We start from the raw sequence: 25,804 nt of genomic DNA, 5'->3' as shown, positions 1-25,804 counted from the left end.
CTTAATCCCCCTAAATAATATTTGCAATTTTCATTTATATTCCTTAGTATAAAAGAAAGTGGCATCATTAAAAGTGTCAGTTTTATATTAATTAATAGGGTCAGAATAGAGGTTATTAATTATGAATATGCTATCATGTGTGTTAAATAGGGAAATTACTGTCCCGTTATATGAGCAATTATATGATTATATTAAAACAGAGATCATTGAGGGTCGTCTAGAATTCCAGACAAAGCTACCGTCAAAGCGAAAATTGGCGCAACACCTACATATTAGTGGTAACACAGTAGAGACGGCTTATGAACAACTTGCAGCTGAGGGCTACTTAGAGGTTAAACCTAGAAAAGGATATTATGTCATGGACTTGGAGGACTTAGAATATGCCGGCGTAAAAAGTGATATTCTGCCCATCCATGAATTAAAAAAATCATATGACTATCATTTTCATCCAAGTCAAATTGATACTGAACATTTTCCTTTCGCACAATGGAGAAAGAATGCAAAAAATGCGATGGATGTTGCCAATCAGGAGTTATTATTACTAGGAGATGCCCAAGGCGAATACTCACTTCGTCGAGAAATTGCTACATATTTATATCACGCACGAGGTGTAATTTGTGAACCTGAACAGATTGTTGTTGGAGCAGGTATCGAGATTCTTCTTCAGCAGCTTGTACTTTTATTCGAAAGAAATTCTGTTTATGGTGTGGAAGACCCTGGATATCATTTATTTCAAAAAATTATCCGAAGCTACGGCAATCCTGCCTTCCCACTTGAAGTTGATGAAGATGGCATCAAGGTTGAAAGCATTGAAAAAAACAAGATTGATGTTGTCTATGTGACACCATCCCATCATTTTCCATACGGGTCCGTCCTTTCCATCAACAGAAGAACAAAATTACTTAACTGGGCATCAAGCTCTAAACATCGATTTATTATTGAAGATGATTATGATAGTGAATTTCGTTATACAGGAAAATCAATTCCTTCTTTACAAAGTATGGATCAATTTGAAAAAGTGATTTACTTAGGTTCTTTTTCTAAATCACTTATCCCATCCCTTAGAATCAGCTATATGGTGCTTCCTAAATCGCTGATGAATCAATATAAGGAGAAATTCTCATTTTATCATTCAACAGTATCTCGAATCGACCAGCAAATTTTGACTGACTTTATGATTCAAGGAGACTTTGAAAAGCATTTGAATAAAATGAGAAAGCTATATCGTCGCAAATTAGATAGTGTCTTGACGCTATTAAAGCCTTATCAAGACAAAATATCGATTATCGGTGAAAGATCTGGCTTGCATATCGTGTTAGTCGTTAATAACGGTATGGATGAAACAACACTTATTGATCAAGCTGCAAAGGAGAGTATTAAAATTTATCCGATGTCAGCTTATTCCATAGAGAAGAAAATTGATGCACTTCCGGAAATTATTCTTGGTTTTGCCGGCATTCCTGAAGCAAAATTAGAAGATGCGATTCAGTTATTAATCCACGCTTGGGGCTTCTCTGGTTAATATCATCGTAACTTTTGTTCCAACTGATTTAAAAATTCTCTAATTACTGCTTTACCATCTAACTTGTTGCATTTATATATTCCAATCAAAAAAACGAAAATGGACGTAGTTGCCATTTTGAATCAACTGATCAAAGTATTTTTCATTGCTAACATTCTTGGATCTTTCAGCTTAAATTTCAGAGCCGATTCATTATGTTTTGAAGCTAATTGGTAATCGCCTAATCGATCATAACAAACAGCTAGTTGCAGATGGGGTAGCCATGTAGAACATACGTAGTTTTGGAAACACAATATTTCCATATTGTTTTCTAAACTTTTTTCATACCAATAAATAGCGGCTGGGATAGATATCATTCTTTTCTAAAAATAAAAAGCCTAATCTACAACATGTTTCCGGTTGAGGCATTCCATATAAGAGAGCTTGTAAAACCCAGTGCGCTTCTTGTTCTTTTAGATTGAGTTTGTGATAACAATTGGCTAATTTGTTGCAAGCACGAATGTTATCTTCCATCCACCCTTTTTTGGTTTGTAAAAGCGTTGATAAAAATCAATTTCAACTGATAGCATTTTTTCAAATATATTCAAGTTACGATTCGTATCGTAAGTAAGCGGTAAATGTGTTACTGCGATATCACTATCATGGATAATCCCTTGAACGGCTAAATATTCATGTACCTACCCTATCCAAGGGTAGTGTTTTTCCCTTTTAACTAAACGATTTCTTCTTATTTTTGAAGGATATTCACCTCCTTCTCAATTAGTGCCGTTCTACTGTAGGTGATTGATTACAGTTCTATAAATTCAATCATTTCCAATGTAAGGATTGAATTTAGTAAGAATATTAAAAAACTGAGTACAGATTGTGAGCTGCACTCAGTTTTTTAAACTCTAGGCCTCTGTTAAACTTGCTTGTTGAATGAAACGAAAGGCGTTCTCTTTCCGCTCCAATCAACATAGTGCCAAAATCAATAATGAGGTTTAACGTTTAACATAGCCAAACACTATAGAGTGAAACATCAATCAGTGGGAGATTCTACATGCCCACTGATTGATAGTCCGGTTCTAGAGTCGCTATATCTCCGCTCTGCTTCGATAAATCGACTCTACGAACACGATTCATTGAATCACAGACTAAGCACGCCGCTTCCTCATGTCTTTGTCTGTTGTGATCCACATCCCGTGGGCCTTAACTATATTTTTGAAAAGCACAAAGGTAAGTTTTACGGTATCTCACCGATTGGGTATTTACAGGCCATTTCCCTCACATATACTTCTTCAATTCCTTTAAGCATTGAGGTGGGGGCTTTACTGCCCGTTAATACGGGATAAAATTCAAGAATAACGTTGGATGATTTCAAACAGTTTATTATTTAAATTAGGGAGATCTCCAGTTGTAACGGTTAAACGAAGATTTGTTTCATCCATGGACAGTCTTTCTGCTAAAAAACTACCTATTCCTCTTGCTCGTCTGTCGATTTGCATCATGATATCTAGCGTATTTACCTGTTGTTGTAAAAATACAATTTCAAGCTCGTCAAGTTTGCCTCGGAAAGGGCCACTGATTGCTACGAATTCAAATTCTTGAATGAATGGCAATCCTGCTCTTAATCTACTCGGTGCAGCTTCACATTCAACTTCTCGTAGACGGAAGCCGAGATCTTGAACAGCATTTAGAACTTCTTGCATAAGTTTTGATGGTAGAATATCAATATAATCCTTATCCGATGGATCGACGGAATTTTTAATATCAAGTCCCGTTTCTATCCATATCTTTGTTTTTCCGCCACTAATCGGCGTATCAATTGGAACTGTAATGGATAAAGGAAATTCCTTCACTTCATTTGGTGAAATCGTAAACTTTTCAGAGATTCGATATTGGCCGATTACGCCTTGCTTGGTATATTTTTTATCATCTGATTCCCTTATATATGTTGTGATCAATGATACATAAATATCAGCAATTTCCTGCTCTACATTTCCGCCTCTTATTTCAACAATTCCAGTAATCTGATCCCCCACAATGACCTGACTATTAAATAATTTTGTATCAACTTTAGCCGCTCCGATTCCCACACTCGCTAAAACTTTATTAAACAACGACATAGTTATTCCCCCATTGAAATGTACCTTCATATTTATGAAAGGCTAACTTCTAGTATGCAATTAAATTTTTATAAAAGGTTCACTTTTACCCATCCCCTGACACTATTAATGAACCAAATATCGTTGACTGATTCAAGATCTGTAAGGTGGACAACTCTTTCTTTGACTGTTCCATTTCGTATTAGTTCTTCACGAAATGTTCCAGCAAGTAGTCCAGAATGAAGAGCGGGAGTTATTAGCTCATCATCAATTTTCAAAACAATATTTCCGTTTGTAAATTCAGTTATTTCTCCCTTTTCGTTCATAAGTAAAACATCAAAATAATTAGGGTGCTGGTCTTTATGTAATTGATAGACAGTACGATTGGTAGTTTTATGATATAAAAACACATCATTACTTGATATAGGTTTTTTAGCCAAGGTAACATGCAGTACGTCTGGATATAATTTAATTTCTTCAGCTTCTATTGCGTATTTACCTGTTTTTGAAACAAGTAATCGGACTTTTTTATCTTTAGTTTTATGTTTTACAGCCAACTCTTCTAGCGCTCCCTTAATAGTTGGGATTGAAAGATTGAAATCAAAGTACCTTGCCGATTCTGAAAGTCGTTTCAAATGATTTTCCAGCAAAACATATTGACCATTCTCAAGCTTTAGAGATTCAAGCAACTCAAAGTCTGGTGTTTCTGCTGTAAGCAAAGCTGCTTTCAGAAATGCTTCGTCATATTCTTCGGTAAGATTCGAATCCCAAGTAATACCTCCGCCAACTCCGTATTGAGCAAGTCCTTCATGCGAATCAATTACAACTGTTCGAATCGGTACATTAAAAGTTGCTTCGTGATTAGGAGTAATATAGCCAATGGCGCCACAATATACCTCACGTGGCGATTGTTCCAATTCTGATATTATTTTCATCGTACTAATCTTTGGAGCACCCGTAATTGAACCGCATGGAAACAAAGCTTTGAAAAGATCAATTATTGTAGTTTCCGGTTTTGTTTTTGCCGTAATGGTCGAGGTCATCTGCCAAACTGTCGGATATTGTTCGATTTCAAATAAGCGATCAACAACAACACTTCCTGCTTCTGCAATTTGCCCTAAATCATTTCGCAAAAGATCAACAATCATTAAATTTTCTGCACGATTTTTCTCAGAATCTTGTAGCCATTGCTGTTGGTTCAAATCCTGTTCTATGGAGTACCCTCTTTTCGCCGTTCCTTTCATCGGTCGAGTTGTCAAGGTATCCTTTCGCCAATCAAAAAAAAGTTCAGGTGAAGCAGATAATATTTTATATCTACCCGTATTCAAATAAGCACTATAATTGGAACTTTGTGCTTTAGCTAGCTGACGATAAAAGGAAAATTCATCGCCGATAAATGAGGAATTCAGTCTCATCGTATAATTAACTTGATATGTATTGCCCTCTTCAATCTGCTGTTTAATCTTTTGAATCGAAGCCTTATATGTTTCATAAGTTGTCTTAGATTGCCAATCGGAAAGAGTGAAATCAGCCGGTGTTTCTGTTAATTGCCGATTGTCAAATTTTTCAAAAATTCCAAACCAAAGCAGTGGCATTTTATTTTCTTCTGCCACTTGATAGGCAGGGTCAAATGCAGGAGCTGCTTCGTATGACAGATATCCAGCTGCATAATAGCCTGCATTGACTTCTTTTTGAATATTTTCTAAGGCTTTTAACACCTCATCTATTGTATGTGCTTCAATAATCTTTAATGGATTTTGAAAAAACCTACATTCTTTATTAAATTCTAATAGAATATGAATATTCTCAGCGCGTTTATTCATGATAGCTACCCCGTTTACATAACGTATTTATCCCGCATTAACGGACAGTAATCCCCCCACCCAAAGCTTAGAAGAATCGAAGAAGCATAGGGGGGTTAACTGCCCATATAAGCCCGATTGGTTCAACTAACAAGCAGGGTGGAAGAAGCCCACCGCTGTTTGAAGTTTCACTTTATTGTTTATTAAGAAAGTTGCCAATTAGAGTATGACCATGTTCCGTTAATATTGACTCAGGATGGAATTGCAGTCCTTCAATTTGATATTTTGTATGTCGAAGCCCCATAACAACATTGTCTTTTGTTCTTGCACTTACCTCGATACATTCAGGAAGCGTCGACTCGTTGACCACTAAGGAATGGTAGCGGGTAACCAAAAATGAGTCCTGAATCCCATTAAAGACTCCTTTTCCATCATGGGTGATCATCGATGTTTTCCCATGCATAGGTTGTTCGGCCTTTTCAACTCGACCTCCAAACGCATCGGCAATCACTTGATGCCCAAGACAAATCCCCAGAATGGGGGTGCTTTGATGAAATTTCGCTACTACTTCAAGACAGATCCCAGCTCCTTTTGGATTTCCAGGCCCTGGGGAGAGAATGATAGATTCAGGATTCATTTCTCTAATTTCATCTAACGAGATTTCGTTGTTGCGCCGGACTGTGACTTCTTTACCAGCCTGAAGAGTATACTGATATAAGTTGTAAGTAAAAGAATCATAATTATCGATTAGTAAAATCATTGTTGTTCTCCATATTTTTGATTTAACGTTACACGAATAAAGAAATGAAAATATCGACACATAGTAGCCAAAACATATTTAATACCTGCTAAGCTTCTATATCCCTATGTATTTATTTTAGCAAAAATATCTTCAAAATGCTTGCTAGATATTATTTTCAACTTTGATAGGGTTCGTCGATTTATTGGTATTCTTGTTGGGAAATGTACTATACTCTTTAATATTTCCGGATTTTCATAAGTTTTATCTAAAAAAAGCCCCTGAAATTTCATCCAGAGGCTGTAATACGATTTGAGAAACTGACTTTTTTCATCGTTTGGTTATATAGCAGACACTCATGAATGTTTTTTATCAGCGATTTCAGCAATGATTTCATATGAACGAAGTCGAAACTCATGATAAAACATGCCAGAGTTAATGATCATTTCATCAGCACCTGTTTTGTCAAGGAATGCTTGCAGTTTTTCCTTGACTTGTTCAGGGTTCCCAATCACACTTGCATCCAGCTTACTTTGAATCGATGCTTTCTCATAAGGTGTCCAAAGACCATCCATTGAATCTACTGGTGGCTGGAGCTGATTAGGTGTATTGCGAATCAGACTTAAGAATTGCTGTTGATAAGAAGTGGCTAAATAAGCGGCCTCAGCTTCTGTGTCTGCTGCAAAGACATTAATTCCAACCATTGCGTAAGGTTTTGCTAAGACGTCTGATGGCTGGAAGTTGCTACGGTATAGTTCTAGAGCGGCCATTGTATTTTCCGGGGCAAAATGACTTGCGAAAGAAAAAGGCAAACCTAGTCTTCCAGCAAGCTTTGCACTGAATCCGCTAGAACCAAGCAACCAGATTGGGACATTTAAACCTTCACCTGGGATTGCACGAACTCTATTATGACGGGAATTGGCATCAAAATATGTCTGAAGTTGCTCTAATTGTTCTGGGAAGTCATCGCCGGTATTTCTGATATCACGACGAAGTGCCATAGCTGTAAATTGATCACTTCCCGGTGCGCGTCCAAGCCCCAAATCAATACGACCAGGATACATAGATTCAAGAGTTCCAAACTGCTCAGCTATTACAAGGGGGGAGTGATTCGGTAGCATAATCCCACCTGAACCTACTCTTAGAGTAGAGGTTCCAGCTGCCACATAGCCGATTACTACAGACGTTGCAGAGCTGGCAATTCCTGGCATACTATGATGTTCTGCTAACCAGAAACGATTAAAGCCCCATTTTTCTACATGCTGCGCTAGATCTAAAGTATGTTTAAAAGCTTCAGCTGGTGTACTACCTTCTGTAATGTTTGCAAGATCCAGCACTGATAAAGGAATTTCACTCAGCATTTTTTTGTTGTGAGACATTTAATCATCTTCTTTCTATATTCTTTTTGTATGAAGGACATAGGTGAACAGGCTTCGAGACTTACTAATATAGCCTATCTATTTACCAGGTCTACTGTTTTTTTCTTGAAAGCATCCGAAATCCCGGCTCCGAACCGCCACCATTAAGATAGGCGTACTTCATGATAGACCCTTCATGGTAAATAGTAGCCTTTTAACACCATTTTGTTTTATATCTGATTACTTACAGCCATCATATAAAAGAAACAAAAAAATTGCACAAAGTATGCCTAGACTTTAAATTTCTCATCGCAAAAAATAGACAATCAATAATTTGATTGTCTGTTATTCGACCTTCATGATTAATTTTATATAAAGCTACAGAGAGTCGTGTATTTTTTGATAAATGTACAACAATATATCTATTTCATAAGTTACACGCTAGCTACAGGTAACAGCCTTTTACGAAATTGTCTACCATGGTGATGATCGGGCAAATAATCACTGCCAAATAAGTTCTTTCGTAAGGTTCCATCTTCATATTCTTTTCTGACTAACCCTCTCTCTTGTAAAATTGGAATCACATATTCAACAAATTCTTCAAAAGTCCCAGGTGTAACCGCATAAGCAATATTAAAACCATCTACACCTGTTACATCAATCCATTCTTCTAAAGAATCAGCGACTTGTTCAGGAGAGCCAACCACAACAGGTCCCATTCCGCCAACTCCAATAAACTCAGCAACTTCTTCAACGGTAAAATCGGACATCGATTTTAATGTTGATTGGATGGCATCATTCTTAACATATTGAATTTTTTCCTGAGGGTCAACACCATCCATATCTACACCAGTCCAGCCACCGAATAATGCAAGTGAGCCTTCGTAACTGGCATGCTTTTTATAATCCAAATATTTAGCTTCAGCCTCTTCTTGGGTCGCACCTACAATTGGCGTAATCAATGTAAGAATCTTTATTTCATCTGCTTTTCGACCGGCCTTCACTGCCTCTTCTCTAAAAGCCTTTACTGTGTTTTTGGTGCGCTCCATTGATGTTGAGCCAACAAAAACAAGTTCTGCATGTTTTGCTGCAAATTTTGTTCCTTTTGGTGATGCTCCCGCTTGAAATATTACGGGAGTACGTTGTGGTGAAGGTTCACAAAGATGTGCTCCTGGAACTTTATAGAATTCACCGTCATGATTAATATCATGTACCTTTTCTGGATCTGCATAAATCCCTTTTTTCTTATCCACTACGACAGCATCATCTTCCCAACTAGCTTCCCATAATTTATAGACAACATCTAAATATTCATCAGCTATATCATAACGATTATCATGATTAATTTGTTGATCTAAGCCAAGATTACGTGCAGCACTATTTAAATAAGATGTAACGATATTCCAACCGATTCTTCCTTTTGTTAAATGATCCAATGTCGAGATTCGCCGAGCAAATAGATAGGGATGTTCATAGCTTGTCGACGCAGTTAAACCGAATCCTAAGTGCTTTGTAACTTGTGCCATGATCGGAACAACAAATGCAGGATCATTGACTGGAACTTGAGCACCTTGACGTACTGCTGCATCACGAGAACCTTGGTATACATCATATGTTCCAAGAACATCTGCCAAGAAAATGGCATCGAATTTTCCTTTTTCCAGTACTTTTGCAAGATGTGTCCAGTATTCAGCATCCTTGTACGTAGACGATTTATCGTCCGGATGTGTCCAAAGACCCGGAGATTGATGTCCAGCACAGTTCATATCAAATGCATTTAAATATATTCTTTTTTTAGTCATAATCATTACCACCCATTCGTTTTTTATGATGAAATATGGTGCTAAAAATGTGCTTAAGAGGTTATTGCTTTAGTTTGTTTAATGATTTGGAGAAACTCCTCTAAATCGTTATTAAGTCGTGCTTGTATATCTTGATCAGTAATAGGTTGTAAACTATTTTCTTTATCGATTTGGTTATCTATAATATAAGTCCCTTGAGTGGCTCTTCCTTTTAAAGTGGCTATAAGCGGTTTTAAGGCAAAATCGATTGCTAATAAGTGTGCTTTACTCCCACCGACCATTATTGGTAACACTGGAATTCCTTTAAACGCACCTTCTGGAATTAAATCGATTAGAGATTTTAACACACCTGTGTAGGAAGCTTTGTAGACAGGAGAACCAATAATTACACCATCCGCTTCCTCAATTGAATTTGCAATCGCTTTAATTTCACTGCTATTATAGCGTGCTTTATGCAAATCCTCAGCAGGAATATCCAAAACGGAAACATACGTTACCGTTATATTCTCCTTTTCTAACAATGATTGAACAAATTTTAAAACAAAATCAGTCCTAGAAGGTGCTGAAGGGCTTCCAGATAAAATTACAACATTAGGCATTTGTTGACCTTCTTTCTTAGTAAAATAGTAATTATCCTTTGTACGAATTAACATAAAAAGTCCTCTTTCCTGAAAGAAAGAGGACTTTTACATTTGTCACCCTTATCTAACAAGCATATGCTTGCAGGAATTAGCACCTTTCTACTAGTTGTAGAGGTTGCTGAAGCTTCATCGGGCCAGTCCCTCGGCTTCTCTTGATAAGTATTATTAAATTATTTTTATCATAATATTCTAATAACTAAAAGTCAAGATTAATTCATATATCTTTCATCGGAATTGTTTGAATAATACTTACTCACATAGAACATACTATGATGCACGTAATCTAATTGCTCAAGATATAATATGAAAATTTCATCAATATTTTTTCATTTCTCCCTGATGGTAAGCCTTATTTTCCTGTCGCTAAACGAAAAACTTACGGTATATAAGTGCCATTAGGCACGAGTAGGTTCACTAGAACTCACCAATCGGGTTTTTACAGACAGTTGTATTTTACCTACTCTTCTTCAATTCTGCTAAGTCTTTAGGATTTTGACTTTCTATTAATGTAGGATAAATTAAAGGGTCTGGACACATCTTTAATGTGTCCAGACCCTTTTAGTTACTCCTATTCTATCCCAGGTAGTTGTGTAAGAAAATGTTCAACTACTGCTACTGAATCTAAGCGTGCTGCCACATAAGGTGGTAAAAGTCTGCTCGCTGCTTCAAGTGGAACACCTAACCAGAAATATTGCTTATCAATAATGATGAAAGGAAATGCAACACTAGTTTCAATTTGTTCTACTACTGCCAAGCCGGGAACTGGACGAGTTGAAATAAGTGTAATCTTGACATGTTGTTCTTTACTATTCAACATATTTATCCATTCTTCCGTAACAATTCCTGTATCAGGTATTGACAATAGTATAGAATGGCGTGCTTTTTTAATATCCTTACTTAGAACATCTAGTTTACGTGCATGCATCCATTGGAGCTTCGGATGTTGATTTTGAATCCACTTCCCAATATCCTTCGGCCTTACTGTATATCCGTAAGATGCTTGATGGTCCACAAGTTTACGTAATGTTTTGCCTAGATATACCTTTTTTCGAATATAGTCCGCATCGCTCACTTGAATGAATTTTCCTTTTGTTCTCGTAATCGCAACATTAATAAGCCGCTCACTATTTTTTCCTGTCAAAAGCATGCCAGGACGTGTTTCAGGATAGCTATCAACTGTGTCAAATATCATTACATCCCGTTCGCTTCCCTGAAATCGATGGACTGTTGCAGCGATAATATCTGCTAGTTCAAGCTCTTTCTTATAAATATCTTGTAATAATAAATCCATAAGACAAGATTGAGCACGATAAGGTGTCACATACCCAATAGAGCGTGAGCCGCTTGAATATGCTTCATGAAGTAGTTGAAACGATATGAACAACTGCCAAAGATTTATTCTTGATTTCGATGAACGCTCTGTTATGCAATGTTCACCTGTACCACTCGTCTCTAATAGCATTAAAGCACGGTTTGGGAACGGCCTTCTCCCTGTGATTTCTTCACGGCTCTTAAGGACATTCTTATGATCGCCAACAAGGGAATGATAAATAAATTTATTCGTGAAAGCGGAAATATCCGGATGCATTCTCCGTTGTTCTTTAAGTAGAAACAAATGTGGATGGAGCTTACCTTCATTCACTACATTCGCGACTTCTGAACGATGAAAAATATCTTCCTTTAACCATTTATTCACTGATTCATCACGTGCAGAAGCAATGGGCGGCAATTGTTTAAAGTCACCGCAAACGATGATGTTTTTGCCTAAAGAAGCAGCAAACGCAACTTGTGGCACATAGGCCATGCTTGCTTCATCAACTATAATTACATCATATTCCTTTTCAAATATCGTGCTGTCGCTCGCTGCTTTAGCCAATGTGCTACCAACAATTTTCGCTTGCTTCACGAGCTCCATTTCTTTACGGTGAAACTTTTCTATAATTCTACCTAGCTTTTTTTCCAATTCAATCAATCGGTCTGTATCACGCTTACTAAATGAGCCAGATAGATCTTGTTTTAAGAGCCTTTTCTCTTCAGTTAATTTTTGCTTATCCTCAACTAAATCAGGTTCAATCTTTTCCAACAACTGGCTTGATATGATATCAAGATGATTAGCTAAACTTTCCCCAGTATGCGAACCATACCTAAGTATATCGCCTTCTTTAAAACGTTGTTTCTTTTTTGTAAAAGCGGAAATTTCAGCCATTAGTACATCAACGGCTTGATTGCTATGCGAGAGAACTAATAGTTTTTTCCCTTTAAAATAATGATTTGCTGCTGTTCGGGCCAAAGTATATGTTTTTCCAGTTCCCGGGGGTCCCCAAACATAAGTGATAGGATTAAAATTAGAACGTAAAAAAAGCTCCTTAACACTGCTGTGGTCCTGAGCTATCGGATGCTTGCTCTCCATAGACGGGTCCATCAACCTTTTGACTCGAAGCCGCTTTTTCTTACTTTTCTTTATTTCGTCTAGGCGCTCAATTAATTGCTCCAACAGCTCCCATGGATCATGATAAAGGTAGGCTTCGGAAATCAAATCACCAAGTGTTTTTTCAAATAATAAAATGATGCTTTTGCCTTCAGAGGAGAGGACAAATCCGTCTTGCTTGATCCCTCCCCATTCCAGACGAACTATGGATCCGACTGGAATCCTTAGTGAACCAACCGTTTCAAAGTAATAAGTAAACCCGTCTACCTGATCTATCAAATGACCATTCAAAACGTGATATTTTGTACTTCCGTACTTTTTTAAATGGCGGATTTCATTATCTAATGCTGATTGCCATTCTTTTATATAGCTTACCGTTGAGTTCATTATATCTTCCTTTTAATAATAAATTCATGTTCTTTTACAATAGTACGCATTTCACAAGATTTGTCAAAGTATCATAATTGATTGAAAAAAGGCTTTCTCAGCAAAGGATTAAACCGTTGCTGAGATTAGCCTCTTTTGAAATATTACTTCTCCAATAATTCGCCAAATTCCTTCACTAGTTCACTAAATATCTTTAACGCATTTTCAATCGGCTCGGGTTTAGTAAGATCGACTCCAGTTTTCTTTAGCAATTCAAGAGGATACTCTGAACTGCCGCTTTTTAGAAACATTAAGTACTGTTTTAGTGCATCGGCCTCACCAGATAAAATCCGGTCTGCGATATCGATAGCAGAAGCATATCCCGTAGCATATTTATAAACGTAGAACGGTCGGTAAAAATGGGGAATTCTAGACCAGCCGAATTTAACTTCATCATCAAAAACGATATCTTTCCCATTATATTCTCGGTATATCGTTTCGTAGATCGTATTGAATACTTCAGCATTCAAAGGTTCGTCATTCTCTGCTTTTTCGTGAGTAATTTTTTCGAATTCTCCAAACATGACTTGTGTGAAGAAAGTCCCTTTAAAACTATCAATAAAATGGTTAAGTAAATGCTTCTTTTTATTCAGATCTTTCGTTGTGTTTATTAAATAACGAATTAAGAGGATTTCGTTCACGGTTGATGCCACTTCAGCAACAAAGATGGAGTAACCTGCTGAGATTTGTGGTTGATATTTTGAACTGAAATACGAATGCATTGCATGACCAGATTCATGTGCTAATGTAAATAAACTGTCCAAATCATCTTGATGGTTTAATAGAACAAATGGATGAACACCATATAAACCTAAGTTATAAGCGCCAGATCGTTTACCTGGGGTTTCCCTTACATCATAATAACGATTTTCTTTGAAGCTCAAAAGAGTCGATATATACTCTTCGCCAAGTGGCTTCAGAGCTTGTATCATGATTTCAAACGCTTCGTCATATGGGATATCTTCCTTTGCCTCTTGTACAAGCGGAACACTTAAATCATATGGATATAATTCATCAACACCTAGATGCTTCTTACGTAATTTTATATAGTCATACATCGGTTTAATATTCGCTTTCGTTGCCGAAATAAGATTATTATATACTTCTGTTGGGACTTGATCTGAAAATAATGATTTTTCAAGAGCAGATGGATAGTTCCTTGTTTTAGCCATCGTCGTATTGTTTCGAATTGCTGAAGAAAGAGTCGTGGCAATTGTATTTTGCAACTGGATATAAGGTTGATAGTAGGACTTGTATGCCTCTCTCCTTTTTTTTCGGTCTTGATCTTCAATCAATTTACTGTACATACCACGTGTTAAAGTAACCCTTTCACCATCGTCGTTTGTCACTTCTCCAAATTTAATATCAGCATTGTTAATCATGCCAAATGTTTTTTGCGGAGAAGAAAGGGCATCACCAAGCTGTGAAAGAATCGCTTCTTGATCTTTGTTTAGTACATGCGTTTTAAAACGATAAGAATCGAGCAAATCATCCTCGAAATAGCGTAGTCCTTCTACTTCATTTATGTATGCTTTTAATGTACTTTCTTCAAGACTTAATAAAAATGGCATAAAAAACGAAGTTGCGGCGCTAATTTTTTGCCCTAATTGACTAGCGCGATCAAGCAAACCTTGTGTAGTGGATACTCTTGTGTCTAAGTCCACTTGAAGCATGGCGTATACATATAGCTTTTTATATGTATACCCTAATTCCTCACTAAGTGATAAATAACCAAATAATGATTCTGCATCGTCAATTTTCCCGTCAAATGCCTTTAACTTTTCCACACTATTCAAGATTGATCGAAAATCCTTTTCCCAATTTCCCTCGTTTTCGTAAATATCCTCCAATTTCCAAGTTTCCTCTACTTTAACATCAGCTCTACTCGAATATGCGGTCATAATTTATCCCCCTTTTTATATTATTTTTCCCATTATATCGAAAATGTATGAATCTGTATAATTAGGTGTTTTTTCGAAAATGTCGAGCATCTTTCATAATATGGTGTAATATAGGAAAGTATAGCTACATTTTTCCAAAAGGAGGCGAGACTAATTTTCAAGTATCGTTATTTCGCTATCTTAATCTATTTGGTAATATTTATATGCTCATTATCATACTTTCAATTTCAGCTTTCAAATCCAGTAGTAGAAGATAAAGGCCGTCTCTTGCCTGTTAGGATGAAAGCAGTTAAATCTAGTGATGATGAAGATAAGCTTAGAGAGATTGTATTAAACGCAAACACCCATCATGATCCAATATCCATTGCCGGTATGCAGCACAGTCAAGGTGGGCAAACGCTATATCCAAATGGAATCCTACTTGATATGAAACAATATAATAAAATTTTGAAATTAGATGAAAATAAAAAGCAAATTACGGTTCAAAGTGGAGTAACTTGGGCAGATATTCAAAAATTCATCAATCCCTATGGTCTTGCTTTAAAAGTAAGCCAGTCACAAAATATTTTTACAGTAGGCGGTTCATTGAGTGTAAATGTGCATGGTCGTGACATACGCCATCACGCCTTGATCGAAACTGTTGAATCATTTCGCCTATTAAACGCACAGGGTGAAATCATTAATGTAAGTCGTGATACGAATTCAGAGTTATTCCATGCAGTAATAGGAGGTTATGGATTATTCGGAGTAATTCTTGATGTCACTTTTCAATTGACAGACGATGAACTCTATCAAATTCAAACAAAATCACTAGCTTATGATGATTATAGCGCGTATTTTACCCGTGAAGTCCTTCAAAACGACGCCGTAAAAATGCATCTCGCTAGAATCTCGGTTGCACCTGACAGCTTATTAAAGGAAATGTATGTAACTGATTATTACGAAACCGATGACCGATCACAGTTAGAGAAGTATAGTTCGTTAAAACGAGAAACAATCATTGCAATACCCAAATTCTTTCTCGGACTTGCTCGCTTGAATGATTGGGGGAAAAATATGTTTTGGACTACTCAAAACACATACAATGAGAATATTAATGATTCATACATTACTAGAAATAATGCCATGCGATCCGATTCCACATTTATGGAGTATGATAGTTTTAACAAAACAGAAGTATTACAGGAATACTTTGTTCCAGTTCATCAATTTTCTGCTTATATCGATGATCTTAGGGATTCGCTTAAAAATGAAAAAGATTTTAACTTATTGAATATCACCGTCCGCTATGTGGAGAAAAATGAAGAAGCAGTGATGAGTTATGCAAAAGATGATATGTTTGCCCTCGTTATGCTTATTAACCAAGGGACAAGTAAAGATCGTATTGAAGACACGGAGCGTGTAATCCGAAACATGATAGATATAACCTTAGATCACGAAGGAAGTTACTATCTTCCGTATTATCAATATCCTACGAGAGCACAGTTAGAAAAAGCGTACCCACGAACAGCTGAATTCTTTGCCCTGAAAAAAAAGTATGATCCTAAAGGGCGGTTCATGAATCTATTCTACAAGGAGTACCACCAATGAATTATAGACGATTTATTATTTATCAAGGGACTGTCGGTATGGCAGCTAGTATGATTTTTCCGTTTTATGTTTTACTTTTGAAAAATGCCGGCAGCAGCTATTCTCAGTTTGGCTGGGCCTATGGTTTATTCGCATTAACAGCAGCACTGAGTTATTCTGCAATTGGAAAATTCGCTGATCGTGTTGGAGATAAAGTATTGTTGATCCTTTATTCTTGGGGTATGGCACTGATCTTACTCGCTTATCCGCTCGCTTATGAAATTTGGCATGTTTATGTATTGCAGATTGTAATGGGGTTATTAGGTGCCGTACAAAAAAACTCGGAAAAAACTGTTATAGCTCGTTCTGTAAAACCAGAAACAGCTGGGAAAGAAATCGGCCACTATCATATTTGGACATCAATTGGTGTAGCAATTGCTGTTATTACCACAGGTTATTTAGTTGATTTTCTGACAATCGGCAGTATCTTTTATCTTGCATCGGCTGTATTTGCTTGGAGTGGGTTTTATATCATGAAACAGGATACAACTGAAGCCTTTCATAGGTAATATTCACAGATTTAAACTTTCAACCATTGTTTTCTACATTGGATATAAATTCATTTTATTATTGAGATAGGATGTCAGAAAGAACAGACAGAAGATATTTTTTGTCCTGTCTGTTCTGAAAAAGTGAAGCCTATTTTGTGTTTTAGACGATTATTAGACTCCCCTAAATTAATTTTCTTTCATGAAATCTTTATGGTGAAACGGGCATTTTCCTAGTATAGGTTCAATATCATCACCGATAAAAAATTGTTTCCATTCATTATGTTCTGGGTCACCATAATGGCTAATATCCGGATGCTTAGGTAGATTATCCCATTTTTCAACGCGTTCTCTTACTTTTTCACGTGACATAATCCCACCTTTTTCTGTTCCTTCAAGTCCGTTGAAAATCATTCTAGGCTGAATTCCAAGCACAAGCCCTCTCCCTAAGTCACGAGTTTTCCGCTGTTTATAGGCAGGTGCGTTACCGAATATGAAAAAAGGTTCTCCCGCAAAATGAAAATCCCAAAGATGGTGTTCCGGGTCTCTCGGTTTGTCTTTGGGCCATTCTTTCGGATCATGCTCATGCAAATATTGCAAAACATTCCAAAAATAATTTCGAAAATGCGCAATATCCCCCTCTTCTTTTTCTGGTTCAACAAAAACAAATAGCCCATGTCGAATATATGGTGGCTCCTGAAATAATTCTAGGAATTCTTCAATCGCTTTCGGTAGATTGGTCCAATCATCTTGAGTTATGTACGCATAGCGAAGCTCACCCTTATTTTCAGCTTTCATTCCAAAATAGCATGGAAACGTCTTATCGGTTACAATGTTATGAAAGGTTTGGTATTCCTGAATTAACCACGCAGGTACTTTATCAGGATTTTGCATATCTTCTTTCGTCAATAAGCTCGGAGAAGTAATTTGCATTATTTCAACCCCTTATCATTATTTGTCTATTACTTCTTTACCTACCAGCTAAAAAGAAATAAAACGTTTCATTGCGCTACCATGCTTAAAAAAGGGCAAGCATCTGGATTTTCCATTTGCTTGCCCTTTTTTTATTTTTGAGTAACCTTTTCTTCAACATGTGTGACCCATCCTAACTGATCTTCTTCTTTACCAGTTTGGATTCTAGTAATCGTGTTGTATAATTTCGTTGATAATTCACCCGTTTTTCCTCCATTGAGGATGAGTTTTTCATCATTCCAGAAAAACTCACCAATTGGTGAAATGACAGCAGCCGTTCCAGTACCAAATGCTTCTTCCAATTTTCCTTCTTGATGAGCTTGATATACCTCTTCCATGGAAATTTTCCGTTGTGAAACAGGAATGTTCCAATGTTCAAGCATTTCGATGATCGATGATCTAGTAACACCGTCAAGAATACTGCCATTTAGTGCAGGCGTTACTACCTCCCCGTCGATTTTGAAAAATACATTCATACTTCCTACTTCTTCAATATATTTTCTTTCGACACCATCAAGCCAAAGTACTTGAGAATAGCCATTTTCTTCAGATACTTTTTGCGCTTTTAAACTAGACGCATAATTGCCGCCTGTTTTCGCTGTACCGGTTCCACCTACGACAGCCCGCACAAACTCATTTTCAACTGCAATCTTTACAGGGTGAATTCCTTCTTTATAATATGAACCTACAGGTGACATAATAATGATAAATTTATAGCGTGAAGAAGGTGATACGCCTAAGAACGGCTCTGTAGATATAATAAATGGTCGAATATAGAGTGATGTACCTTCTGCATCTGGAATCCATTCTTTATCAATAACAATTAATTTTTTCAATGCTGCCAAAGCAAAATCGATATCTACCTCAGGTATGCAAAGACGATCATTCGATTTATTTAACCGTTGGAAATTCTTTTCCGGACGAAATAAAACGATATCTTTGTCATCTGTATAATATGCTTTCATTCCTTCAAATACAGATTGTCCATAGTGAAAAATCATTGCAGAGGGTTCGAGTGTAATCGATTGATAAGGAACGATTCTTGGATCATGCCATCCATTTCCTTCAGTATAATCCATAATAAACATATGATCAGTAAACACTTTCCCAAATTCTAGTTGATCAGATTTCGGCTTTTCTTTCTTCGTTGTTGTTAGTGTGATCTCCATGTCATGTTCCTTCATTACCAAGACTCCCTTGTGGATAATAATTTATAAAAAATTCTATATTTCATTGTACTACCTCCTGCTATCAAAGTTCAAGCATTAATAACCTAATTTTCCGAATTTTTTAATAAACTTAACTGTTTTTTCTACTATATTTAATGTAGGTTTCCCTTCATACTATAACAATTCACTCTATCCCCATTTCATTGTACAGCTTCTATGGATTGGTTTATGTAATATGGGATATTTTTCAATTTCCAATTTTCCCTAAAAAACTAAGAGATGTGGATGCCCCGTAAGTATAGGGTCACATACAGTGTCGTGACTTTGTCAAATCCTTTTTGGGACATCCTTAATTCTTATGAATTACTTTTTCCCTTTACTTCATGGCGTTTTTCTCTTAACCAACTCGCTAATTTAGCCAAAGAGCCCTTTTCTTTTACATTGGCGACTTTAAGGTTTGTAACTTTTTTTTCTAGAAAAATCTCTTCTTTATCAATTGCATACTCATAAGCTAAAACAAGGCCAATGTCAGTGTTATAATCTTTATTAATCACCATCTTATATGGAATTTTGTTAACTCGGGCTGCTTCAATATATTTTTTTAGAGAAGCGTACTCCATATTTCCGTTTGTAAATAACAATGCCTGCGGGTGCTTTTTCATCAAATTCAAAAATTCGTGATAGACCTCTTTATCCCTCACTTGTGGTTGTGTCAAAACAGCAATAATTCGTTCTCGAATCGTACCAAGGAATCTTTTTCTTTCTTCAGGTTTTAATTCCTTCTGTCCATGTATTCCTTGTTGAATGATTTCATCTACGTTTTTGCCAGACAAACCGGCTCCCTCCTTGCGTTGATCATCTAAAATAGTGTATTTAGCAACAATTTATTTGTGAAGAATTTCTGATACAGATTTGGTGAATTGCATATGTATCACTAATATTTTCAGCCATTATTAAGAAAAGAGTAATTTCGCTTTAAGCTCACTTCCTTTTTAGAAATCAGAAAGGACCAATTATATTTGCTCAAATTTACCTATATCTGATTTTCCAATACAGACTTTCAAAAAGGCTCTTTTCGTAAAGATTGTTGTTTTTAGCAAGAAACCAATTCGAACAGATGTTGATCTTCGTTACAGGTGCGAGACTCCTGCGGGAAAAGCGTGTTGAGGGAGACCCGCAAGTGCAAAGCACTAAGGAGGCTTCTGAGACCGCCTCTGCAACGGAAATCAACCCGGGTTATTAGTGTAAAAATGATTGAATAGCAACAAAGTATGTGAAAACAGCCTTTAAAAAAACATTAATTAATTCATCCATCCCTCATTATCTGATACCTACAAATTAGTCTTTTCCTTTAACCTTTTTATCATCCAATCACATTCCAAACCATATAATGTTGTGATGATATTAAAAATAATATGTAAAGGAAGGAAAAGGATGAAAAAATGTTTGTCCGTAATCATCATGGCATGTTGTTTATTTTTTAGTGTTGGAACTACTTCTGCTGCAAAATCTCAATTGATTATTATTAACAAAAACACGAATCAGCTTGCCTATTATGAGAATAATCAACTAAAAAAAACATTTAGTGTTGCCACTGGCAGTAAGAATAATTACACACCTGAAGGAACGTTCAAAATTGTCAATAAAATTGTCAATCGTCCCTATTATAAAGGTAATATCCCAGGAGGATCTCCAAAAAACCCTTTAGGTAATCGTTGGCTTGGCCTGAATGCTAGACAAACACAAGGAACAACTTATGCTATTCACGGTAATAATAATCCAGCTTCTATTGGTAGTTATGTAAGCGCTGGCTGTATTCGCATGTACAATGCTGATGTGAAGTGGCTATTTGAAACTGTATCTATAAATACTCCTGTCGTAATTACAAATTCTACAAAAAACTTTGAATCCATTGCGGCTAGTAGTGGTTTTAAAGTAAAAGGTAGCCCTGTCAATTCCGTATCAACGGTAAATACTTTAAAACGTGGAAGTAAAGGTGCAGAGGTTATTAAATTACAAAAACAACTAACTTCATTAGGCTATTCTACAAATGGCAATGATGGTATATTTGGTCCAGCAACTGAAAAAGCCGTTAAAGAATTTCAAAAAAACCGAAAGCTTCAAGCAGATGGAATAGTAGGATCCATGACGAAAAAAGCATTAGGTATGATCTAAAAAATAACGAGGACGTCTTAAAAGTATGACTTCGATTCACTTTATATAATTGTTTTATCAATTTTATATACGATCTACAGGCGATTGTATAGATTAATCATTTACTTTTAAGATGGCCTCACTTTAATTCAATCCTAATTGTTCCATTTTTGGTTTTATCTTAGCGGAATATGTTATAATTCAATCATATGGTTTTATCGAATAACGGACAAGGGGGTTTTAAGTAATGGATGAACTTGTATTATGGATAATCAAAATCATATTTGCAGTAGGAACGATTGGGATGTTCTTTCTTTTAGGCGTAATTCGTAATGAAGGATAAGTTTATTTTACATATAAACCTAGACAACTAGCAACAGTCTTATCCTCCAACTATTCAGCTTATTGTTTCATGTACGACAAATAAAATGGATAGAGTAGATTTGGTACGGAACAACCGTATTCTGAATACAAACAAAGTGCCATCCTTCCATATTTTGAAGGATGGCTTTTTAATTCCAAATGATTGAAAACCTATAATGGCGGGAAATGATGGTCTAATTGTTCAAGCTACTTAACTATTCATCTTTGCCATTGATAAACTTAAGTAAGTCTTTATAAGTAATAAACTAAGATATCTTTTCCATAATAAAGAACAATGAGAGTCAAAGCTGTTAATACGACAGACTCTAAGGCACTGCCTGTTTTCATCGTTAATGGCAGCCGGAACGTTATGTCCAAAGGATACAATAATTTAATTCCATTTTTTGTTGCTGCATCCAACAATAGATGACTTGCCATTCCTATCAAGATTCCAATCCGAATTGATTCAAACGGGATAAATAATAGGAGTAGGGCATTAACAATGATTAAAAATAATATACTGTGGGTTAAAGTACGATGGCCAAATAACCCATTTATCAATTTTGATAACCATGGCAGCTTTTTACCAATTTTACTTCCCCCGTGACAAATATCTGGAATCATTCCACCAAGTGCTCCAGCAATGATCATTATTGCAGGATCATAATTTGATGTTTGTGCAAATGCAGCAGTAGCTGCAATGCCCCCCATAATATGTGTTTTTCCAGTCAAACTCTTTCCACCTTCTCTTTTCAACATTTACATAGAAAACCATTATACTCCATTTTTTCATGAAGTCATAGTTTTCTAGTAAAAGAGTTTAATTGAAGTTTTAGTATACAAAAAGGGTCAGACTTCACACTCTATACTATTTATTTCGTGTTATGAGCACGTAGAATAAATATATAGTAAATGTGTAGTCTGACCTTTCATTATGGGACAGCTTTTTTAACTAAAAAACTATTTGAGAATTAGGTTTATTACCAATCATCTGTAATTTCAAGTAAGTCATCAATATCAATTATATTCTTAGGGTAAGAAAAAACTCCTTCTGCGTACTCTTCGGTTGCTTCTAATAAGTAATCAATATCAATTGTAACCACAGCGGACGCCTCCCTTTATATTGAGTTATTGATCTATACCCCTTATTTAAACAGAATAAACCTTCTAAACTATTTTTTCAAAAAAGAAAATAGCCAATGTTGAACAAAACATAATACTGGGATTACAGTTAAAATGCCGTTTTCTATACTTATGAACAATTTACCTGATCTACTCTTTTCATCGTCATTATAAAAATTCTCGCAATAAAATACCCGCATAATCCTCCGATTGTGTTAAGAATAATATCATCTACGTCAAAACTGCCAATCCGAAAACTCGATTGCAAACTTTCAACGAGCAAAGACACCATACATGAAGTAAATAACATTTTCACCAGATAAAAATGTTTAAATAATAATGATACAAGAAATCCAAATGGTAGGAAAGCTAATATATTTCCACAGATATTTGTAAACCAAGCATAAAAGTAGCCGTTTGCTAACATGCTAAAATACAAATTTATAGTGCTGAATGGAACATAGTTATAATTCAAGATAGTTACAGACTGCCGATAATAGGCGAAGAATAATAGGTAACTGAGGTATAGCAGATATATTATGAAAAGTAAACTTCCTACTATATATAGAAACCTTTTTAACAATACACTTTGGAGTTGCAAAATCATGTATAATCTCCATTTCTAAGTTCAGTAACATTCTGTTCATTGGGTAAACTATACCATATCAACTATATTATTGTGGAGAAAATAAAGTGAAACTTCCATCTATGATAGTTTTCTTCAACTCCCACTGATGGTTAATCCTGTTACTGTCGTTAAGATCTTCGCTATCGCTTCGATCATTCGAGAGTACGAATCCAATTCAATGAACTTAGACTAAGTACGCCGCGTACTTTAGTCTTTCGTCTGTATGACACACATTCTGTATGCTACTACTACACCACTGAAGATCACAGCTGTAAGTTTCACTGTATCTCACCAATCGGTCTTATTTGTCAAATAGCGAGGTGACTGTTTTAAGGAAAATCGACGTTGCTCACATCCTGTGATAGCCCGACAAGCATAGGTATTCGGCGTGGCATAGTTTTCCTCAGGGTATTCCAGCTAATAACAAGTCGCAACTAGATCAAGCACAGTTATCTCCCACCTAGGTTTCTTCGACCCTATGCCTTGATGTGGTGGTCTTGACTATCCGTTAATGCGGGATAAAATAAGTTGGATCAGTATATTTGTATTTGTAAACTTTACTATTATGTTAAAAAATAGATATAGTATTTGTTTTGTCTTACTTTAATGATTTTTTAGATCAATTATATATTCTAGCGAGATATTTATTGAAATATACAAATGCTGGTTAATTAGCTTTCTTTTCATAACTTTAATAAATAGTCAAAATTACAAAAAGAAGTAATAAATTTTGTTTTGTATAAACAATATATTCTACCGATATTGATATTAAAATAAATACACAAGACTATTTTTCCGCTCAAAAAATAGAGGGTGACCCTTTGGTCCCCTCATTTTTTATTTAAATAATTGTTCGATATATTCTGAGGAACCATCCAATACATATTCCTTCTTAGAATCCACTGCTTTTAGACATTCTGCATCCAAAAGCACGCTCTCATCTTTTTGTTTTTCTAGTGATTCCATGGGTCTCCACCTCACACTATCTTATTCATATTAGAGCTTGGATTGTGACATTAAAGTGAAACTTCAATCAATCTTTAATGTTTGCTGGCAAATAATTGTTATTAAATACTTAATATACATAAACACAATCTCATTAAGTTAACATAATATTATTATTTGTTACAAAGGATCTCAGTTTAATACAATAAAAAAGGCTGTTCCCTAACGTAAGGTTCAGACCTAATTTCTACATATCGTTTATTTGATTTACTAAACGGTGAAGTGTGTGACGTTCTTCGTCATCCTCTTTTTATGTTCGTTTTACTTCTAATCGACGTGATAATATAGATAATGTAAAATTTACGACGAAATACATGAGCATAACCACTAATAAAGTTGGAACTAAGTAGCCAATTTTTTGTCCGTAGACAATTTGGGCTTGATGTGTCAGTTCTGGAACGGAAATGACGACAGCAAGTGATGTATCTTTTAGCAACGAAATAAACTGACTAACTGTAGGCGGGACCATTCTACGTAAAGCCTGTGGTAAGATGATATGCCATAATGCTTGAAAGTAACTTAAACCTGATGAACGAGCAGCTTCCATTTGACCTTTATCAATAGAATTTAATCCACTTCGGATAATTTCTGATAACATAGCAGCTTCAAAAATCGTTAAGGCAATAATAGCTGCTGGAACTTCTTTGAATTTAATACCGATTTCCGGCAAAGCGAAAAATGTAAAGAAAATTATTAATAATAATGGTAAATTTCTAATAATCTCAACAATTACTGCAAGTACTTGTGATAAGACTGGTATTTTAGCAAAGCGGAGTGTTCCAACAACACCACCAAGAATGAAGCTTAAAATGATTGCAATAAACGCCATTTTAAGTGTCAGCCAAAACCCATTTAAAAGAAATGTTAAATGATCAGCTGAATAGGCACCAATAAAGTCCATTATTCTCCCTCCTTCAATTACTCTTAGCCAGGCGTTTCTCTAAATATCCTACGCCAAGACTTAAGGGAATGGTTAATAATAAATAAAACATCGCAACCAGAATATATGTATCCATAACAACGAGTGTTCTTGCGGAAATTAAGTCTGCTTGATACATTAAATCACCGCCGGCAATGACGGCTACTAATGAAGAATTCTTTACTAGGTTAATAAATTGATTGCCCAGCGGAGGGATTACCACTTTAATCGCTTGTGGCAAAATGATTAAACGCATCGCCTGCCCATATGTAAGGCCTGAAGAACGTGCTGCTTCCATCTGTCCTTTTGAAATTGAAAGGATACCAGCTCGAATCGCTTCTGCAATGAAAGCAGTCGTGTAGATTGTTAAAGCTATTGTTCCAGCTGTAAGTCCTTTAAAATTAAACACTAAATAAACGAACAGCATTATGATTAACAGTGGAATGTTGCGGATGAACTCAACATATATCGTACCTAGCCAATTCAATAACTTGTTTGGTGCAATTCTTAATACAGCAATAAAGGCTCCGAGCAATAAACTTGCGATAAGTGCAATGACGCTTGCCATTAAAGTCACCTTAAATCCTTCAAGAAACATGTCAATATTATTTGTCAATATCGAGAAATTCACTATAAGAACCACTCCTCTAAC

21 protein-coding genes and 1 riboswitch are annotated in these 25,804 nt (G+C 35.9%); of the genes, 4 read left to right on the top strand and 17 right to left on the bottom strand.

Annotated elements, in window-relative coordinates; genetic code table 11:
- The first annotated feature begins 121 nt into the window (after positions 1–121).
- Positions 122–1,522 carry a MocR-like pyridoxine biosynthesis transcription factor PdxR gene (gene pdxR, locus HNP81_RS11380; protein WP_182502699.1) on the top strand — a complete coding sequence of 467 codons (1,401 nt, stop codon included), beginning with the start codon at positions 122–124 and terminating at the stop codon, positions 1,520–1,522.
- Positions 1,523–2,856: 1,334 nt separating this feature from the next.
- Here pdxR and HNP81_RS11375 read toward each other — a convergent pair.
- The 8 genes from HNP81_RS11375 to pepF form a co-directional block, all read right to left on the bottom strand.
- Positions 2,857–3,627, bottom strand: coding sequence for a sporulation protein (locus HNP81_RS11375; protein WP_182502698.1), 771 nt, complete (start codon positions 3,625–3,627; stop codon positions 2,857–2,859).
- 68 nt (positions 3,628–3,695) lie between these two features.
- Positions 3,696–5,429 carry an aminodeoxychorismate synthase component I gene (gene pabB / locus HNP81_RS11370; RefSeq protein ID WP_182502697.1) on the bottom strand — a complete coding sequence of 578 codons (1,734 nt, stop codon included), beginning with the start codon at positions 5,427–5,429 and terminating at the stop codon, positions 3,696–3,698.
- A 172-nt stretch (positions 5,430–5,601) separates the two neighbouring features.
- A complete protein-coding gene (locus HNP81_RS11365; protein ID WP_028391315.1) occupies positions 5,602–6,168 on the bottom strand; it encodes an anthranilate synthase component II in 567 nt (188 codons plus the stop codon).
- Between the two features lie 335 nt (positions 6,169–6,503).
- Positions 6,504–7,526 carry an LLM class flavin-dependent oxidoreductase gene (locus HNP81_RS11360; RefSeq protein WP_182502696.1) on the bottom strand — a complete coding sequence of 341 codons (1,023 nt, stop codon included), beginning with the start codon at positions 7,524–7,526 and terminating at the stop codon, positions 6,504–6,506.
- Positions 7,527–7,939: 413 nt separating this feature from the next.
- Positions 7,940–9,307, bottom strand: coding sequence for an LLM class flavin-dependent oxidoreductase (locus HNP81_RS11355; protein ID WP_028391317.1), 1,368 nt, complete (start codon positions 9,305–9,307; stop codon positions 7,940–7,942).
- A gap of 53 nt (positions 9,308–9,360) precedes the next feature.
- Positions 9,361–9,960, bottom strand: a complete 600-nt coding sequence (gene ssuE, locus HNP81_RS11350) for an NADPH-dependent FMN reductase (protein ID WP_246399320.1) — start codon at positions 9,958–9,960, stop codon at positions 9,361–9,363.
- Between the two features lie 45 nt (positions 9,961–10,005).
- Positions 10,006–10,110: riboswitch (SAM riboswitch) on the bottom strand.
- Positions 10,111–10,516: 406 nt separating this feature from the next.
- Entirely contained in the window at positions 10,517–12,763 is a 2,247-nt protein-coding gene (locus tag HNP81_RS11345; RefSeq protein ID WP_182502695.1) for an AAA domain-containing protein, read from the bottom strand.
- Between the two features lie 143 nt (positions 12,764–12,906).
- Entirely contained in the window at positions 12,907–14,703 is a 1,797-nt protein-coding gene (gene pepF / locus HNP81_RS11340) for an oligoendopeptidase F (protein WP_182502694.1), read from the bottom strand.
- 267 nt (positions 14,704–14,970) lie between these two features.
- Here pepF and HNP81_RS11335 point away from each other — a divergent pair, with 267 nt between their 5' ends.
- Together HNP81_RS11335 and HNP81_RS11330 are read left to right on the top strand one after the other, a co-directional pair.
- Complete coding sequence (locus tag HNP81_RS11335; protein ID WP_246399319.1) at positions 14,971–16,293, top strand: FAD-binding oxidoreductase; 1,323 nt, start codon at positions 14,971–14,973, stop codon at positions 16,291–16,293.
- A complete protein-coding gene (locus HNP81_RS11330) occupies positions 16,290–16,841 on the top strand; it encodes an MFS transporter (RefSeq protein WP_182502693.1) in 552 nt (183 codons plus the stop codon). The genes HNP81_RS11335 and HNP81_RS11330 overlap by 4 nt, the downstream gene beginning before the upstream one ends.
- Positions 16,842–17,009: 168 nt before the next feature.
- On the opposite strand, the gene HNP81_RS11325 is transcribed toward HNP81_RS11330, so the two are convergent.
- The 3 genes from HNP81_RS11325 to HNP81_RS11315 form a co-directional block, all read right to left on the bottom strand.
- Positions 17,010–17,753 carry a YqcI/YcgG family protein gene (locus HNP81_RS11325; protein WP_182502692.1) on the bottom strand — a complete coding sequence of 248 codons (744 nt, stop codon included), beginning with the start codon at positions 17,751–17,753 and terminating at the stop codon, positions 17,010–17,012.
- Between the two features lie 131 nt (positions 17,754–17,884).
- On the bottom strand, positions 17,885–18,976 hold the full coding sequence (locus HNP81_RS11320; RefSeq protein WP_028391324.1) for a branched-chain amino acid aminotransferase: 1,092 nt from the start codon (positions 18,974–18,976) through the stop codon (positions 17,885–17,887).
- A 341-nt stretch (positions 18,977–19,317) separates the two neighbouring features.
- Entirely contained in the window at positions 19,318–19,794 is a 477-nt protein-coding gene (locus HNP81_RS11315) for a YueI family protein (protein WP_182502691.1), read from the bottom strand.
- A 601-nt stretch (positions 19,795–20,395) separates the two neighbouring features.
- Between HNP81_RS11315 and HNP81_RS11310 the strand changes: the two genes are divergently transcribed.
- Positions 20,396–21,136 carry a L,D-transpeptidase family protein gene (locus HNP81_RS11310; RefSeq protein ID WP_182502690.1) on the top strand — a complete coding sequence of 247 codons (741 nt, stop codon included), beginning with the start codon at positions 20,396–20,398 and terminating at the stop codon, positions 21,134–21,136.
- Between the two features lie 594 nt (positions 21,137–21,730).
- Here the strand turns inward: HNP81_RS11310 and HNP81_RS11305 are convergent.
- The 6 genes from HNP81_RS11305 to HNP81_RS11290 all read right to left on the bottom strand — a co-directional run bounded on the left by HNP81_RS11305 (position 21,731) and on the right by HNP81_RS11290 (position 25,786).
- Positions 21,731–22,210, bottom strand: coding sequence for a metal-dependent hydrolase (locus HNP81_RS11305; RefSeq protein WP_182502689.1), 480 nt, complete (start codon positions 22,208–22,210; stop codon positions 21,731–21,733).
- Between the two features lie 248 nt (positions 22,211–22,458).
- On the bottom strand, positions 22,459–22,581 hold the full coding sequence (locus HNP81_RS24270; protein WP_268745187.1) for a hypothetical protein: 123 nt from the start codon (positions 22,579–22,581) through the stop codon (positions 22,459–22,461).
- Positions 22,582–22,730: 149 nt separating this feature from the next.
- Positions 22,731–23,207: a VanZ family protein gene (locus HNP81_RS24620; RefSeq protein WP_051404915.1), complete on the bottom strand. Its 477-nt coding sequence runs from the start codon at positions 23,205–23,207 to the stop codon at positions 22,731–22,733.
- An 858-nt stretch (positions 23,208–24,065) separates the two neighbouring features.
- Positions 24,066–24,194, bottom strand: a complete 129-nt coding sequence (locus HNP81_RS24265) for a hypothetical protein (protein WP_268745188.1) — start codon at positions 24,192–24,194, stop codon at positions 24,066–24,068.
- A 289-nt stretch (positions 24,195–24,483) separates the two neighbouring features.
- Positions 24,484–25,134 (bottom strand): amino acid ABC transporter permease, encoded by a 651-nt coding sequence (locus HNP81_RS11295; RefSeq protein WP_182502688.1) that lies wholly within the window; start codon positions 25,132–25,134, stop codon positions 24,484–24,486.
- A 13-nt stretch (positions 25,135–25,147) separates the two neighbouring features.
- Positions 25,148–25,786 carry an amino acid ABC transporter permease gene (locus tag HNP81_RS11290; protein WP_312859675.1) on the bottom strand — a complete coding sequence of 213 codons (639 nt, stop codon included), beginning with the start codon at positions 25,784–25,786 and terminating at the stop codon, positions 25,148–25,150.
- Positions 25,787–25,804 lie beyond the last annotated feature (18 nt).

Origin of the sequence: Peribacillus huizhouensis (assembly GCF_014138605.1) — a bacterium.
Lineage (GTDB): Bacteria > Bacillota > Bacilli > Bacillales > DSM-1321 > Peribacillus > Peribacillus huizhouensis.
This window is presented reverse-complemented; position numbering and strand designations above follow the sequence as displayed.